At 65.0% G+C, this 16,004-nt stretch carries 13 protein-coding genes; 7 read left to right on the top strand and 6 right to left on the bottom strand.

The genetic code is table 11. The features are described 5' to 3' along the window. Window positions 1–17: 17 nt before the first annotated feature. Genes DOM66_RS08195 through DOM66_RS08205 form a run of 3 tightly spaced genes read left to right on the top strand, consistent with a single transcriptional unit; the run spans window position 18 to window position 2,930 of the window. A complete protein-coding gene (locus DOM66_RS08195; RefSeq protein WP_198651688.1) occupies window positions 18–923 on the top strand; it encodes a carbohydrate ABC transporter permease in 906 nt (301 codons plus the stop codon). Beyond that, window positions 920–1,789 carry a carbohydrate ABC transporter permease gene (locus DOM66_RS08200; RefSeq protein WP_110673712.1) on the top strand — a complete coding sequence of 290 codons (870 nt, stop codon included), beginning with the start codon at window positions 920–922 and terminating at the stop codon, window positions 1,787–1,789. Before DOM66_RS08195 ends, DOM66_RS08200 begins: the two co-directional genes overlap by 4 nt. 7 nt (window positions 1,790–1,796) lie before the next feature. Next, window positions 1,797–2,930 carry an ABC transporter ATP-binding protein gene (locus DOM66_RS08205; RefSeq protein ID WP_110689824.1) on the top strand — a complete coding sequence of 378 codons (1,134 nt, stop codon included), beginning with the start codon at window positions 1,797–1,799 and terminating at the stop codon, window positions 2,928–2,930. Between the two features lie 149 nt (window positions 2,931–3,079). Here DOM66_RS08205 and DOM66_RS08210 read toward each other — a convergent pair whose 3' ends face one another. Then, on the bottom strand, window positions 3,080–4,513 hold the full coding sequence (locus tag DOM66_RS08210; protein ID WP_110689825.1) for an aminotransferase-like domain-containing protein: 1,434 nt from the start codon (window positions 4,511–4,513) through the stop codon (window positions 3,080–3,082). A gap of 206 nt (window positions 4,514–4,719) precedes the next feature. On the opposite strand from DOM66_RS08210, the gene DOM66_RS08215 reads away from it, so the two are divergent. Continuing rightward, a complete protein-coding gene (locus tag DOM66_RS08215) occupies window positions 4,720–6,141 on the top strand; it encodes an APC family permease (protein WP_110673709.1) in 1,422 nt (473 codons plus the stop codon). An 88-nt stretch (window positions 6,142–6,229) separates the two neighbouring features. Continuing rightward, window positions 6,230–7,507, top strand: a complete 1,278-nt coding sequence (gabT, locus tag DOM66_RS08220) for a 4-aminobutyrate--2-oxoglutarate transaminase (RefSeq protein ID WP_110689826.1) — start codon at window positions 6,230–6,232, stop codon at window positions 7,505–7,507. A 101-nt stretch (window positions 7,508–7,608) separates the two neighbouring features. On the opposite strand, the gene DOM66_RS08225 is transcribed toward gabT, so the two are convergent. Then, window positions 7,609–8,082: a GNAT family N-acetyltransferase gene (locus tag DOM66_RS08225; protein WP_110689827.1), complete on the bottom strand. Its 474-nt coding sequence runs from the start codon at window positions 8,080–8,082 to the stop codon at window positions 7,609–7,611. A gap of 97 nt (window positions 8,083–8,179) precedes the next feature. Here DOM66_RS08225 and DOM66_RS08230 point away from each other — a divergent pair, with 97 nt between their 5' ends. Next, window positions 8,180–9,154, top strand: a complete 975-nt coding sequence (locus DOM66_RS08230) for a threo-3-hydroxy-L-aspartate ammonia-lyase (protein WP_110689828.1) — start codon at window positions 8,180–8,182, stop codon at window positions 9,152–9,154. 19 nt (window positions 9,155–9,173) lie between these two features. Here DOM66_RS08230 and DOM66_RS08235 read toward each other — a convergent pair whose 3' ends face one another. Next, the gene (locus DOM66_RS08235) at window positions 9,174–9,482 is read right to left on the bottom strand and encodes a hypothetical protein (protein WP_198651687.1); all 309 of its coding nucleotides are present in this window, start codon (window positions 9,480–9,482) and stop codon (window positions 9,174–9,176) included. 288 nt (window positions 9,483–9,770) lie between these two features. Here DOM66_RS08235 and DOM66_RS08240 point away from each other — a divergent pair, with 288 nt between their 5' ends. Continuing rightward, the gene (locus DOM66_RS08240) at window positions 9,771–10,211 is read left to right on the top strand and encodes a hypothetical protein (RefSeq protein ID WP_157958758.1); all 441 of its coding nucleotides are present in this window, start codon (window positions 9,771–9,773) and stop codon (window positions 10,209–10,211) included. Between the two features lie 669 nt (window positions 10,212–10,880). Here DOM66_RS08240 and DOM66_RS08245 read toward each other — a convergent pair. The 3 genes from DOM66_RS08245 to glyS all read right to left on the bottom strand — a co-directional run bounded on the left by DOM66_RS08245 (window position 10,881) and on the right by glyS (window position 16,003). After that, a complete protein-coding gene (locus DOM66_RS08245; protein ID WP_110689829.1) occupies window positions 10,881–12,935 on the bottom strand; it encodes an AsmA family protein in 2,055 nt (684 codons plus the stop codon). A gap of 213 nt (window positions 12,936–13,148) precedes the next feature. Next, window positions 13,149–13,697 carry a D-glycero-beta-D-manno-heptose 1,7-bisphosphate 7-phosphatase gene (gmhB, locus tag DOM66_RS08250; RefSeq protein ID WP_110689830.1) on the bottom strand — a complete coding sequence of 183 codons (549 nt, stop codon included), beginning with the start codon at window positions 13,695–13,697 and terminating at the stop codon, window positions 13,149–13,151. A 239-nt stretch (window positions 13,698–13,936) separates the two neighbouring features. Then, window positions 13,937–16,003 (bottom strand): glycine--tRNA ligase subunit beta, encoded by a 2,067-nt coding sequence (gene glyS / locus DOM66_RS08255; RefSeq protein ID WP_110689831.1) that lies wholly within the window; start codon window positions 16,001–16,003, stop codon window positions 13,937–13,939. Window position 16,004 lies beyond the last annotated feature (1 nt).

The raw sequence follows: 16,004 nt of genomic DNA on the forward strand, positions 1-16,004 counted from the left end.
GAGCGGGGAGTGAATCGATGCCGAACGCCGCCTCGCGTCGGCACATGGGAGCGCGTGAGCGCCTGCAGCGCTGGCTGCCCAAGCTGGTGCTGTCACCCTCCTGTGTGCTGGTGCTGTTCTTCGTCTACGGCTTCATCGCCTGGACCAGCTATATCTCCTTCAGTGACTCCGGCATGCTGCCGGACTACACCTGGGCGGGGCTGCGCCAGTGGACGCGGTTGTGGCAATCCTGGACCTGGGGCATCGCGCTGCACAACATCTGGGTCTTCGGCCTGCTCTACATCGTCGCCTGCATCCTGCTGGGGCTGCTGCTGGCGATCCTGCTGGACCAGCGTATCCGCGCCGAGGGCGTGCTGCGCACGATCTATCTCTATCCGATGGCACTGTCGTTCATCGTCACCGGCACCGCCTGGCAGTGGTTTCTCAACCCTGGGCTGGGGCTGGAGAAGACGATGCACGATCTGGGCTGGCAGAGCTTCAGCTTCCACTGGCTGATCGACTCGAAGATGGCGATCTATACCGTGGTGATCGCCGCGGTGTGGCAGGCCACCGGCTTCGTCATGGCGATGTTCCTGGCCGGCCTGCGCGGTATCGACGGCGAGATGATCAAGGCCGCGCAGCTCGACGGCGCGCCGATCTGGAAGATCTATCTGCGCATCATCGTGCCCCAGCTGCGGCCTGTCTTCCTCAGCGCGGTGGTGGTGCTGGCGCACCTGGCGATCAAGAGCTTCGATCTGATCGTGGCGATGACCGGCGGTGGCCCCGGCAACGCTACCGCGGTGCCGGCGACCTTCATGTACTCCTATGCGTTCTCGCGCAATGAGATGGGTATCGCCGCGGCCAGCGCGGTGTTCATGCTGGCGGTGATCGCGGCGCTGATCATCCCCTATCTCTACTCCGAACTGCGGGAGCCGCGCCCATGAGTGCCGTCGCCGGCCGTCGCTTCACGCTCGCGCGGGCCTTGCTCTATACGATTCTGTTGCTCTTCGCGGTCGTCTATCTGATGCCGCTCTACGTGATGCTGACCACCTCGTTCAAGACCCTCGAGGAGATCCATCAGGGCAACATGCTGGCACTGCCTGGGCAGTGGACGCTGGCGCCGTGGCGCGAGGCGTGGGGGAGTGCCTGCATCGGCCTGGAGTGCAGCGGGATCCATGGCTACTTCTTCAACAGCATCAAGATCGTGGTGCCGGCGGTGCTGATCTCCGGCCTGCTCGGGGCCTTCAACGGTTATGTGCTGACCAAGTGGCGCTTTCGCGGGCACAAGATCGTGTTCGGGCTGATGCTGTTCAGCTGCTTCATCCCGTTCCAGATCATCCTGCTGCCGATGGCGCGGGTACTGGGCATTCTGCACCTGGCCAACAGCACCGCCGGCCTGGTGCTGGTGCATATCGTCTACGGGATCGGCTTCACCACGCTGTTCTTCCGCAACTTCTACGCCGCCTTCCCGGATGAGCTGGTGCGCGCCGCCAAGCTCGATGGAGCCGGCTTCTTCACGCTCTTCTTTCGCATACTCCTGCCGGCCTCGGTGCCGATCATCGTGGTCACCGTGATCTGGCAGTTCACCAACGTCTGGAACGACTTCCTGTTCGGGGTCTCTTTCGCCTCCGGCGACAGCGCGCCGATCACGGTGGCGCTCAACAACCTGGTCAATAGCTCCACCGGGGTGAAGGCCTACAACGTCAACATGGCAGCGGCGATGGTGGCGGCGGTGCCCACCCTCATCGTCTACGTCCTCGCGGGCAAGTACTTCCTGCGCGGGCTGATGTCGGGATCGGTCAAGGGCTGAAAGAGACATGAGTTTTCTGCACATTCACAACGTCCACAAGCGCTTCGGCTCGACCCCGGTGCTCAAGGGGGTCGATATCGCGATCGCCCAGGGCGACTTCCTGGTGCTGGTGGGGCCCTCGGGCTGCGGCAAGTCGACCCTGCTCAACATGATCGCCGGGCTCGATACCCTGAGCGATGGCGAGCTGCTGCTCGATGGCGTGCGCATCAACGACCTGCCGCCGGCCAAGCGCGACATCGCCATGGTGTTCCAGTCCTATGCGCTCTATCCGAGCATGACCGTGGCCGGCAACATCGGCTTCGGCCTGGAGATGCGCAAGGTGCCGCGCAAGGCGCGCCGCGAGGCGATCGAGCGGGTGGCGCGGCTGCTGCAGATCGAGAATCTGCTGTCGCGCAAGCCGTCTCAGCTCTCTGGTGGCCAGCGTCAGCGCGTGGCAATGGGGCGGGCGCTGGTGCGCGAGCCGCAGCTGTTCCTGTTCGACGAGCCGCTCTCCAATCTCGATGCCAAGCTGCGGGTCGACATGCGTACCGAGATCAAGCAGCTGCATCAGCGCCTGCGGACCACGATCGTCTATGTCACCCACGATCAGATCGAGGCGATGACGCTGGCCACGCGGATCGCGGTGATGCGCGGCGGCGAGCTGCAGCAGCTGGGCACGCCGCAGCAGGTCTACGATGACCCCAGCAATCTGTTCGTGGCCGGCTTCATGGGCTCGCCTTCGATGAATCTGATTCCCGGGCGGGTGGTCGAGCGCGACGGCGAACCCTGGGTCGCTCTCGACGCCGAGGAGACCCAGGTGCTGCTGCCGGTGCGCCGCGACCGTGACGCCCTGCGTCAGTGGTACGACCGCGAGGTGGTGGTGGGGCTGCGCCCGGAGGCGATCACCGACCCGGCCAGCGCCGATCGCCGCGAGGGCGACGTCCACGAAGCCGAGCTGCCGGTGGCGCTGGTCGAACCTACCGGTGCCGATCTCTACGTGGTGACGTCGCTCGGCGGCAAGCGCATCAATGCCCGCATGCGCCCGGGCGGGGCGGTCGAGCCGGGCAGCGCCGCGCGCTTCGCGTTCGACGTCACACGCATGGTGGTGTTCGACCCCGACTCCGAACAGCGCATCCGTTCCCCGGCGCCGGACCCCGCCTGACGCGCAGCCCTGTGGCGACCGCGCGGGTGTCCACCCGGTGCCGCGCACACCCTCCGCCGAGCACACCTTGTACCTCGTGGCTCTTCACCGAGTCGCCCCCCATCAAGAGAGCGTGACGGCTTACTGTCCCGCTGTCGGTCGCATGACGCTCACGCCTGCTGTTCGACGAAGCTGCGGATCGCCGCCGCCAGCCGCCGACCCTGGTGTGTCAGCGCTTCCCCTTCGGCCATGCCCACCCCGAGAACCAGACCGCGGCGCGTATCGCCGGGCGCGCACACTCGGCTCAGCGGCCGTACCACCAGGTGGTGACGGTTGAGCAGGTAGTGCGACAGGCGTTCATCGTCGAGGGTGGGGGAGAGCTCGACGCTCAAGCTGATATTGGGCGCCGGCGGGGAGACCGCGATCACCCCCGGTGTCTCTACCAGCAGGGCGTGGAGCTCGCGCTGACGGGTCAGGTAGTCGGCCGCGATCCGGTGGCACCAGCTATCCAGGTCGCCAGCGTCGATGAAGGCGGCGAGCACCGCCTGATCCAGCAGCCGACCCTCGCGAAAGACCCCGGTACGTACCCGGTTGAGGGTATGGCTGAGAGCGCTGGGCACGACCAGATAGCCCAGCCGCAGCCCGGGGAACATCAGCTTGGAGAAGGAGCCGATCAGGATGCGATTGCCGCTGCGCGGGTCGAACGTCAATGACTGGCGATCGCCGTCACCGAATTCGTAGTCATCCTCGAGTATCCATTCGGGCTCGAGATGCTGGATCAGTGCCTGTTTGTGAGCGTTTACTGACTCCACGCCCAGCGGGTAGTGGTGCGATCCGGTGAAGTAGACCAGTCGCGGTGCAGGCGCCGGCAGCGGCTCACGGTAGCCGTGGCGGGGGTCCCAGATGGCGTGGTCGACACCCAGGCCGCAGGCCTGGAAGACGTTGCGAGCGCCCCAGTAGAAGGGCGAGTCCATCACCGCCCGGTCACCCTCGTCGGCGAGCGCCAGAGCGCATAGCTGCAGGCCATGGTGGGCGCCTTCGGTGATCACGATCTGATCGAGCTCGCAGTGGATACCGCGCCAGCGGGCGAGAAAGCCGGCGATCGCGCGCTTGAGCGGGCCATAGCCCCCCGAGGCGTAGGCGAGCAACAGGGTGTTGTGAGGTACCGTGACGCGTGAGTAGAGCAGGCGCCAGCGGGCCAGCGGGAAATGCACGATATCCGGCACCCCGGGGACGAAGGCGCCGCTCTGCACCGGACTGGCGCCGACGTCGCTGAGGAGGCGTTGGGCACGCTGCGAGATCGGCCCGGTTGCGGGTGCGCTGGTATCGGGCGGCGAGCGCTTGTGGACCCAGGTGCCGCGGCCGTGATCGGTGATCAGGTAGCCCTGCTGGACCAGCCGTTCGATCACCCCGGCCAGGGTATTGCGGGCCACGCCCAGCGATGCGCACAGATCGCGATGCCCGGGCAGGCGCTGACCTTTCTGCCAGTGGCGCTCGATCAGCGACAGCAGGGTCTGCTCCAGGCGTTGGTGCTTGGTCAAATGGGCGGGCTGGTCGCGGTAGCCGCTCTCGATCCGGGCCAGAGCCCGGCGGCGATCTTCCATGGGTGCCTCCGGGGTGCCGTGACGATGAAATTATGGCGCTTGCCGCGCAAGTGGTCTATCTGAATAGCAGGAGTGGTCTACTCAGCGTGGCTGGCGGCGGTGATAGCGTGGCGTCAGAGTCGTGCCAATAGCGGCTCATCGACAATGCTTCGGCAACAACGCTTCATCAACACGCTTCATCAACAACAACGTCAAGAGATCCTGCTATGTCCAACGCTTCTCAACCCACCGAGTTCGTGCGCGTCCTGGCGCGGGCCGACGTGCTGGCACTCGCCTTCGGCGCGATGATCGGCTGGGGCTGGATCGTGCTCACCGGCGGCGCCATTCTCGATGGCGGCAGCCTGGGTGCGATCATTGCCTTCATCATCGGCGGCATCGCGGTACTGCTGGTCGGCCTGACCTACGCCGAGCTGGCCGCGGCGATGCCGCAGGTCGGCGGCGAGCACGTCTACAGCTATCGTGCGCTGGGGCATTTCGCCTCCTTCGTCTGCACCTGGAGCATCGTGCTCGGCTATGTCAGCGTCGCCTCGTTCGAGGCGGTGGCGCTGCCCACCGTGGTCCAGCATCTGTTCCCCGGCTATGCCGTGGGCGATCTGTGGACCGTCGCCGGCTGGGAGGTCAAGGCCAGCTGGGTGGCGGTCGGGGTGATCGGCTCGCTGATGATGATGGTGATCAACTACCTGGGGATCTCGACGGCGGCGCTGCTGCAGAAAGTGGTCACCGGGCTGATCCTGATCGCCGGGGTGATGTTCGTCACCGGTTCGCTGTTCTCCGGTGATACCGGCAACATGCAGCCGCTGTTCGCCAGCGGCGAGCACGGCGCCTTCGGCGGTATCGTCGCGGTGCTGGTGCTGGTGCCCTTCCTGTTCGTCGGTTTCGACGTCATTCCCCAGGCGGCGGAGGAGATCGATCTGCCGTTCCGCGACATCGGCAAGGTGCTGGTGCTGTCGGTGCTCATGGCGGTGGCCTGGTACACCCTGATCGTGCTGGGGACCAGCCTGATGCTCGATAACGACGCCCTGGGCGGCAGCACCCTGAGCGTGCCCGATGCCATGCAGGCGGTGTTCGATGGCGCCTGGGCCGGCAATCTGATGGTGCTGGCCGGGATCGCCGGGATCATCACCAGCTGGAACGCCTTCTATATCGGCGGCTCGCGGGCGATCTACGCACTCGCTCACTCGGGCATGCTGCCGGCGTTCCTGGGCAAGCTGCATCCGCGCTACAAGACTCCCACCAACGCCATCATCCTGATCGGCGTGCTCTCCACCCTGGCGCCATTCTTCGGCCGCCCGGCGCTGGTGTGGCTGGTCGATGCCGGCGGTCTGGGGATCGTCATCGCCTACCTGTTCGTATCGCTGTCGTTCTTGATCCTGCGCCGGCGTGAACCGGAGATGGCGCGCCCTTATCGGGTCAAGGCCGGTGGCCTGGTCGGCGTGCTGGCGGTACTGCTGTCGCTGGGCATGGTGTTCCTATACCTGCCGGGCAGCCCGTCGGCCCTGGTGCCGGTGGAGTGGGTGGTGTTCGGCGGCTGGATGATCGCCGGATTGCTGCTGTACCTGTGGGCGCGACAGCGCTACGGTCGAGAGGTAGGCGATCGTCTCATCCGTGCCTCTTACACGAAATCGTGACAGTCACCATCGTCCCGTCGATACCCGTGTGGACGTCCGGGACGGCTCATCGGCGCCATCACGCGCGCCGCCTCAGGAGGAGAGTTGCATGACCAACGCAGAACTCAATGAACTCAAGCAGCGCTACGTGGCCAACGGTGCCGCCAGCCCGGCGGTCGAATTCGCCGCGCGGGCGGAGAACGCCGAGCTGTGGGACGAGGACGGCAAGCGCTTCATCGACTTCGCCGGCGGTATCGGCGTGCTCAACATCGGCCACCGCCATCCCAAGGTGGTCGAAGCGGTCAAGGCGCAGCTCGACCGCGTCATGCACACCTGCCAGACGGTCATGCCCTACGAGGGCTATGTGCGCGTGGCGCAGAAGCTCAGTGAAGTGACGCCGGTCCGTGGGCACGCCAAGGTGATGCTGGCCAACTCCGGTGCCGAGGCGCTGGAGAACGCGGTCAAGGTGGCGCGGGCCGCCACCGGGCGCTCCGGCGTGATCTGTTTCACCGGCGGCTATCACGGGCGCACCTTCATGACCATGGCGATGAACGGCAAGGTCGCCCCCTATCGCAACGACTTCGGCCCGATGCCGGGTCAGGTCTACCGTGCTCCCTATCCGGTCGAGTCGATCGGGGTCAGCGAGGAAGAGGCCCTGCGCCACCTCAAGATGGTGCTCAAGAGCGACGCCAATCCGCGCGATACCGCAGCGATCGTGATCGAGCCGGTGCTTGGCGAGGGCGGCTTCCACGCGGCGCCCAAGCGCTTCCTCGAAGCGATCCGCGAGATCTGCGACGAGCACGGCATCCTGATGATCGTCGACGAGGTGCAGTCCGGCTTCGGGCGTACCGGCAAGCTGTTCGCGATCGAGCACAGCGGGGTCGAGCCGGACATCATGACCATGGCCAAGAGCATGGCCGACGGCATGCCGATCTCCGCGGTGGTGGGCACCGACAAGGTCATGGACGCTTCCGGTGGCAACTCGCTGGGCGGTACCTATACCGGCAGCCCGGTGTCATGTGCCGCGGTGCTGGCAGTGCTCGAGGTGTTCGAGGAGGAGCGCATCCTGGAGAAGAGCCAGGCGCTGGGCGAGAAGCTGCGGGCGCGCTTCGACAAGTGGCAGCAGGACTACGCCTCGGTCGCCAACGCGCGCAACCTGGGCGCCATGGCGGCGTTCGACCTGGTCAGCGACAAGAAGAGCGCGCAGCCCAACACCGAGATGGCGGCCAAGCTGTGCAAGACCGCTCGCGAGCGCGGGCTGATCCTGCTCTCCTGCGGCCTCTACGGCAACACCATCCGCTTCTTGATGCCGGTCACCATCAGTGACGAGGTACTGGAAGAGGGGCTGGACCTGATCGAGAAGATGCTGAGCGAGTTGGGCGCCTGAACGAAAGATGACCTCTGCCCCGCCTGGCGGGGCGGATACGCCGAAGAGAAGCCGACGCTGCTGTGCAGCGTCGGCTTTTTTGTCTCCATTGATGTGTGTGGTTAGCGACTTTCCGCGTCCCAAGCTCGGTGCATGTCGATATGCGGAATGCCGTCTTCCAGATAGATATCGCTGACGGGTTCGAATCCGTGGCGGCCATAGTAGGCTCGTAGATGCGCCTGGGCAGACAGCCTGGCGCTGCGGCCGGGCCACAGGGATTCGATTCTGTGCAGCGCGGCTCGCAACAGGTCGTGGCCCAGGCCACTACCCCGGTGGTCGGGGTGGATGACGACGCGTCCGATGGCGACCGGCTGAGTGACCGTAGCGGGTGCCAGCAGGCGCAGGGTGGCCGCGAGCTGACCCGCTGCCAAGATCTGCAAGTGATGCGTCGATGGCGCCAGGTCGCGGCCGTCCAGCTCCTGATAGGCACACTGCTGTTCGACCACGAACACCGCCGTGCGCAGCGACAGCAGTGTGTACAGCCCGGCGGGATCGAGCTCCGGCCCGGTTTGCCATATCCACTCGTATGACGTCATCTGTCCCTTTCCTCGGTAGCCGTTGAGAATGACACTGTGGCTGGCATATTACGCAGCGCGCCACGGGGTGTCAGTGGCGAAGGTGACAGGAGAGAGCATGAGCCACTTGGCGATCGATTATGACGATGTGGTGGCGGCACACCGGCGGTTGGCGGGCATCGCCCACCACACCCCCGTGCTGCGTTCGACGACGGCTGATGAGCGCAGCGGCGCAGCGCTTCATTTCAAGGCGGAACATCTCCAGCGGATCGGCGCCTTCAAGTTTCGTGGCGGATACAACGCCATCAGCCAGTTCGATCGGGGGCAGAAGGCCGCGGGGGTGATCGCCTTCTCCTCGGGTAACCATGCCCAGGCGATTGCGCTCTCGGCCAGACTGCATGGCATTCGCGCCGTCATCGTGATGCCCGAGGATGCACCGGCGATCAAGATCGCGGCGACGCGGGGCTACGGTGCCGAAGTGGTGCTCTATGATCGCTATACCCAGGACCGCGAGGCGTTGGGCCGGGAGCTGGCCGAGGCCGAAGGCTTGACGCTGATCCCGCCGTTCAATCACCCACACGTCATGGCCGGGCAGGGGACCGCGGCCAAGGAGCTGTTCGATGATGTCGGCGAGCTGGATGCGCTGATCGTGCCGCTGGGTGGCGGCGGGCTGTTGTCCGGCTGTGCCACGGTCGCCAGGGCGCGCTATCCGGGCTGCCGAGTCATTGGGGTCGAGCCGGAGGCCGGAAACGATGCCCAGAGAAGCCTGGCCAGTGGCGAGATCGTCTCGATTGCCACCCCGCGCACGATCGCCGATGGCGCCCAGACCCAGGCGCTGGGCAGCCTGACGTTCCCGGTGGTGCAGCAGTGCGTCGATGAGATCGTCACCGTCACCGACGCCGAGCTGGTCGAGGCGATGGGCTTTCTGGCCGGTCGCATGAAGCAGTTCGTCGAGCCGACCGGTTGCCTGGCGGCTGCGGCGGCTTTCGCTGGCCGTGTGCGGATCGAGGGCCAGCGTGTCGGGATCGTGCTCTCCGGCGGCAACGTCGATCTGAACCGTTTCGCCGAGCTGATATTGCCAGTCCGCGATTGATGCCGCCACCCGGGGTGGATCAAGAGGGCGGTGAGCGTTCTTGTAGCAGTGATCGCGTGATCTCCTGCCACTCGTCATCGAGACTCTGGTCCGGCACTGGGCACCCCGCTTGCCGATACCAGTAGCCGGCGTTGCCGATATCGCCTTCCCAGCGGTGCAGATACGCGTGCACCCAGGCGGCGCGGGCACCGCAAGCGGTCTCCACCTGATCGTGTGCCTTGGACCACTCGGACTTGCCGGCCCACCACAGGGCGCGCAGCTCGCGCCCCAGGTCGGCGGGGGGAGACGGTCGATCCAGACTGCCCAGGAAGGTCGTCATGTCGATCATGGCGTTTTCTCTCTTCTCTGCCTGTCTGTGTGTCCCACTATCGCCGAGTGAAAATCGGCTCGACACAACGTGGATCAAGTCGACCGCCGTGAGTCGAACATGTCGAAGGGCAGAGGCGCTGTCGCACGCGTGATGCATCCCCTTTGTGGCGGCTGGCCGCGGGGTATGCCATTGCGCTTCAGGTGACCCTGCGACCTAGTGTCGCTTTCGACTAATGACTGAGGGAGTAAAGCCCCGGCGATGCATAGACTGAAGGTATCGTCACGCACCGAAGCCGAGGAGGTCATCATGATGCAGACGCAGGAATACCGCGAGCAGCGTCCGATGTCGGAGGCGACGGACTGCTGCGAGATGAGCGCGATCAATCTGCTCGACGACAGCGTTTCCACCCAGAAAGAGGTGCAGGAGCGTAACGTCATGCAGCTCTACCTGCTCACCGTGCAGATGAGAGCGCTGATGGATGTCGCCTGTCATCAGGGACACGCCGAATTTCTCACCGAGCGGATGCGTTTCCATACCGAGCAGCTGGGCGATCAGTTCGAAGCCCTGGTCAGAAAGCACAAGGGTTCCTCCTATACCCGCCACTTCTATGCCCAGCAGCAGGAGCGTTTCAGCAGCGAGATCGATAAGCTGATCGACGCTCTCGCATCGCTGGGCCGCCACTATCGTGACAACGCTGACGCTGATAGCGCCGCTCACCAAGATGGCAGGGCGGAACCCCGCGACTGACATTCCCTACCCGTTGCCTCCCGGCCCGCCGTTGTGTCGTTTCACGACTAAGGCGGGCCTCTTTTATGTGCCGGGCTTTCTCGTTGTGTAAGCCACTTCCCACCGTACATTCCCGCTGCGGCGCAGCCGTTGACACGCAAGCATCGCGTTCATGAGAGGTGACTGCGTGTTCTTTCGGCGCGTTGGATGTTTCACGTGGAACACCGTGCCTAGCCATCGATCGGCATCACTGATCGGCGCGGCTGGGGCGTTCGCTGAGGGTCAGGATTCGGTATTCGTCGAGTGCAGGGGCGGCCATGTTGTCGAAGCGGCAACAGGGTCGTGTCTCGGCAGCGACGGCACCAGATCAAGGAGTGATGGTTACGGTGGTCTCTCGGGCGACATAGGCACTGTCGTGAGATAGCGTCGATGTTTCACGTGGAACACGACTCCTCGCCATGGGCCGGCGTCGCTGATCGGCACCACCACAGTCGGGTCAATCGCTGAGTTTCAGATTCAAGTCGCCGTCGACTGCAGGGAGAGGAACACGTCAGGGCGGTAGCACATCCGCATCCTGCGGCGGGCGCAACCGCCCCAGGGTAGACATGTCGACTGCCGGTCCCGGCCTCATGCTCGGCAGAGGCCGCTGCCGCAACGCTCCGATAGTGTTCCACGTGAAACATCTTGGCGTCATCGCTGGGTCTGGATCTGGCTCAGAAAGTCATTGCACGGCGTGGTCTGGCCGGCGCTGGGAGAAACCAGTGCCAGGAGCGCAGCCGCGGGTGCGGCGACAGTGCCCAGGAAGGCGCCGACAGCGCCTCGCGCCAGCAGCGAGCTGGCATCCACCCCGGGCGAGGGGTTGGCGAAGGTGCCATGGACATAGAGCGGGGAGCGCAGCGTGAATACTCGAGCGCCCTTGCTTTCCGGCTCGATATTGAGATCGAGCCGCTCGTTGGCGAAGTTGATGCTGCCATCGATCTTGATCAGTGCGTTCTCCGTATCGATGACGAAGAATCGCGTGCGTGCCAGGCCATCGTCGACCTTGAGACTGGTGGCGGCGCAGTTGATGCGTACCTGTTCGTCCCCGAACAGCTTGCCCACCAGATAATTGCCCACGTTGAGCCCGGCCAGTTCCATCAAATTGCGACTGATGACGCCATCGCTGACGATCATTTGTAGATCGCCATCGCTGCTGCCGAGCAGGGCGGCAACCGAGTTGCCGCGCCCGCTGAGGGTGGCGTCTCCGTTGAGCTCCCCACGGCTGTTCTGCATCAGCTCGACCTCGGGAAAGAGTCGGCTCAACAGCAGGCGACGAATATGCAGATCGATACGCGCCGCCAGTGGCGTCTGGCTGCCATCCAGGCGTAACGTGGTATTGAGATTGCCGCCGGCGACGCCAAAGCGCAGCGGGTCGAGCAGGATTTCGCCATCACGTAGTCTGACATGGGTATAGAGATCCTCCAGCGGCAGCGAGTCGCCGTGTTCGATCCGCTGGGCGGTGAACTTGACGTCGGCATCCATGGCTCGCCACTGCTCGGTCTTGAACTCTGCCACCGGTAGTACCTTGCCTTCGGGCTGCGGTTTGCTCGTTTCGTCGGGGCCGTCGCTGCTGCTGTCGGCGCCGATCAGTGGCGCCAGATCGGCGAAGCGCAGCTGACGCGACACGACCTCGCCGGTGAGAGACGGGCGAGGCTCGCCCAGGGTATAGGTGAGATCGCCATGGATGTCGCTGTCCCCGACCTGGCCGTCGAAATCGCGGTAGCGAAAGGTGAGCGTATCTTGCGTCGCCAGGTCGGCGGTCAGGTGGCCACGAGTCGAGTACGGCGGAGTGTCGGGCAGGGTGACACCGATCACCCGATAGAGATCTCCCAGATTCTGGCCAGCGAAGGTGAGGTCGAGATCGATCCGTTTTGGCGCCAGCGGGTCGGTCAGAGTGCCGGCGACGCTCACGCGGGTCTGTCCTGCGGTGACATCGGCTTGCAGCGGGTAGGGCGCGACGGGCTGACGCAGCGCTATCAGACTGCCTAGTTTACCCTCGCCGCCGATATCCTGACCCCGATAGGTGCCGCTGGCCTGCCAGCCGAAAGCGTAGTCGGCGACGCGATGACCTGTGCCGTCGTCAGGTGCAGGCGCCCCGCCGCTCAGCTCGCTGAAGGCGATGGGCTGGCCCAGCAGGGTTAAGGTGGCGTCGACATTGGCATCCAGGGTCTGGTCGCGATAGTGGAGGGCAATGGGGTCGAACGTGATATCGCCAATATCCACGGTCCAGCCAGGCTGCGCTTCGGCCGTATCCGCATCACTGGAGGTGTCGCCGAGATCGAGTGTCCAGTTGTTGCTGCCATCCTTGCGCCTGACCAAGGTGGCTTCGCCGCCGCTGATCGCTATTCGAGGGATCGTCACGCGGCGTTCGAGCAGTGACAAGGGGGCCAGCGTCAGGTCCAGTGCTTTCAGTCTGGCGAGATCGGCATCGGTGACGGGCTCGGGGCTGCCGACACGAATCTGCTCGGCGTGCAGGTGCGGCCAGGGTATCCAGCCACGCCAGCCGTCGACATCTGTCGGTCTCTCCCAGGAGAGACCGAGATCGCCCTCGATGGCGAAAGGCCGATGAATTGCCGCCGAGATCCGCTGGTTGAGCGTCGGCTTGAGGCGATTCCAGTCGAATGTCAGCACCACGATGACTAACGCGATGATCGCCACCAGCACGACGAGCAGCAGCGATAGGCCTATCTTCTTACCCGATGTCATGACTCCGTCCCATCCGGTGGGCTGTTGCCCCAAGCGTAGTCCAGTCTTCATGCGCCGTTTGTGACGTAACGTTGCCGGGCAACACCCTAGGCCGCACGGCATGTTTCACGTGAAACATGTTGAGCGTACCGTCGCCTTCGCGGCACCTGCCGGGGCCGTCTTATTGGGCTCGGCGATTGCGGTCGTGTTAGTCAGCGCGATATCGCGCTTCGATCATGCCGCCTTCAGCAGGTGTCGAACGAAGTCAGCGAGGTCGTCGCAGCGCCAGGTATTTGGGAGGTCACGGGCCACGTCGGAGGCGTAGCCCTCGCCCTTGCCAGTATTGACCAGTGCCGTTTGTGTGCCGGCCGCGATACCCGCTTCGATGTCGCGCAGGCTATCTCCCACCATCCAGCTCCCCGCCAGTGTTGGCAGTGCCAGCGCCTGCTGGATCTGAAACAGCAGCCCCGGCTTTGGCTTGCGGCAGTCACAGGCCTCCTGGGGCAGGTGGGGGCAATAGGCGATATGTGCGATCTCGCCGCCGGCCTGACGAACCATCGTGTGAAGCCGCGCGTGGATGGCTTCCAGGGTGTCGCGACTGTAGTAGCCGCGGCCGATGCCCGACTGATTGGTGGCGATCGCTACTTGCCAGCCTGCCCGCGTGAGTGTGGCAATGGCTTCGATGGCAGTGGGGTAGGGGTGCCACTCGTCGAGGGACTTGATATAGGCATCGGAGTCCTCGTTGATGACGCCGTCGCGGTCGAGGATGACCAGTTTCTGCATGGCGGGGCCTGGTTGGAGGCGGATGTCGCCGCATTATCGCTCTGCTGTGGCACTGGCGCCAATCCAGTTGCGCAATGTTTCACGTGGAACAATCTGGCTTGTGCCGCGCGCTCGGGCTGTGAGGATATGAGGTGGCGAGAGGCGTGGTCGGGCCGTGCTGATGCAGGAGGGGCTGGTCAATACTGGGAGAGAAGAGACCCGCCCGGGTGTTCCGGGCGGGTGGTGTTTCACGTGAAACGTTACTGCTGCAGCTCGGAGATATCCGCCACGGCGAGGAACAGCCCTTGCAGGCTGGCCAGCAGCGCCAGACGGTTGGTGCGGACCGCGTCGTCGTCGACCGCCACCATGACCTCATCGAAGAAGCGATCCACCGGTGCGCGCAGCGTAGCCAGGATATCCAGCGCCTGGGCGTAGTCGGCCTGACGGAACAGCGGCTCCACCTGGTCGCGACAGTCGGTGACGGCATGCGCCAGGGCGATCTCTGCCTCTTCGCTCAACAGCGCCGCGTCGACGGTGGCGCCGGTGTCGTGCTGCTGCTTGGCCAGGATGTTGGCAACGCGCTTGTTGGCGGCCGCCAGGGCGGCGGCTTCCTCGCGCTGCTCGAAGCGATGCACCGCGTGCAGACGGCGGGCGAAGTCGAGCGGGCGAGTTACCGGGCGTGACCGCACGGCGAGGTAGACGTCTACTGGCAGGCCTTCGTCCTGGGCCCAGGCGCGGAAGCGGTCGAGCATATAGGTGAGGACGTCATCCACCAGACCGTCGGCCTTGGGCAGGTCGCGATGCTGGGAGGCGGCGAGTTCGAGCAGCTCACGCAGGTCCAGATCCAGCTCGCCCTTGATCAGGATGTTGAGCACGCCGATGGTGGCGCGGCGCAGGGCGAACGGGTCCTTGGCCCCGGTGGGGCGCTGGCCGATACCGAAGATGCCGGTGAGCGTATCCAGACGATCGGCCAGGGCGATTGCCATGCCGGTCGACGTACGCGGAATCTCGTCGCCGGCGAAGCGGGGCAGATACTGCTCGTGCAGCGCGTCGGCGACTGCATCGGGTTCGCCGTCGTGGCGTGCGTAGTAGGTGCCCATGATTCCCTGGAGCTCGGGGAACTCGAGCACCATCTCGGTGACCAGATCGCACTTCGCCAGCTGCGCTGCACGCGCTGCGGCGCTACTGTCGCCGCCGATCTTCTCGGCAATGAAGCGGGCCACCACCTCGCTGCGCGCCGCCTTGTCCGCCAGACTGCCGAGTTCGCGCTGGAATACCACGTTACTCAGCGAGGTCTGACGCGAAGCCAGTGTCTGCTTGCGATCGGTTTCGAAGAAGAAAACAGCATCGGCCAGGCGCGGACGAATCACCTTCTCGTTGCCGTAGATCACCTGCTGCGGATCTTCGCTCTCGATATTGGCCACGGTGATGAACTGCGGCATGAGCTTGCCGTCGGCATCGAGCAGGTGGAAGTACTTCTGGTTGGCCTTCATCGAGGAGATCAGGCACTCCGCGGGGACCTCGAGGAAGCGCTCGTCGAAGCTTCCGGTCAGCGCCACCGGCCACTCCACCAGGCCGTTGACCTCTTCCAGCAGGGCGTCGTCGATGACCGCCTGCCCGTCGTGGACCTCGGCTTCCGCCAGCACCTGCTCGCGAATGCGTGCGCGCCGGCGATCCATGTCGACCAGCACATAGGCATTCTCCAGCGCCGCCTGGTAGTCGTCGGCATGGGCCAGGTCGAACGCATCGGGGGCATGGAAGCGGTGGCCACGGGTGGTGCGTCCGGCAGACAGGCCGAGCACCTCGGCATCGACGACGCGATCACCGTAGAGCAGCACCAGCCAGTGCACCGGGCGCGAGAATTCGATGCGTGAGGCGCCCCAGCGCATGTTCTTGGGGACCGGCAGGGCGTTGACCGCACTGGCGACGATGGCCGGTAGCAGGGCATCAATGGATTCTCCCTGCTGCTGCTCGCGGTAGCCGAGCCAGGTCCCCTTGTCGGTCTCCAGGTGGATCAGCTCGTCCACGCTCACGCCGCAGGAGCGGGCAAAGCCCTCGGCTGCCTTGGTCGGCTGGCCATCCTTGAAGGCGGCGGCGAGTGCCGGGCCGCGCTTCTCGACCTCACGGTCGGGCTGCTTGTCGGCGAGCGCTTCGATGCGCACGGCGAGGCGGCGGGGAGAGGCCAGGGCGGTGGCGCTACCCATGGGGACTTCGGCGTCGGCGAGCCCCTTGGAGACGCCGTCACGCAGGGCCTGGGCGAGATCGCGCAGGGCTCCGGGTGGCAGCTCCTCGACGCCCAGTTCGATCAGTAGGGTGTTGGCTGCCATG

The sequence above is a fragment of the Salinicola endophyticus genome, from assembly GCF_003206575.1.
GTDB lineage: Bacteria > Pseudomonadota > Gammaproteobacteria > Pseudomonadales > Halomonadaceae > Salinicola > Salinicola endophyticus.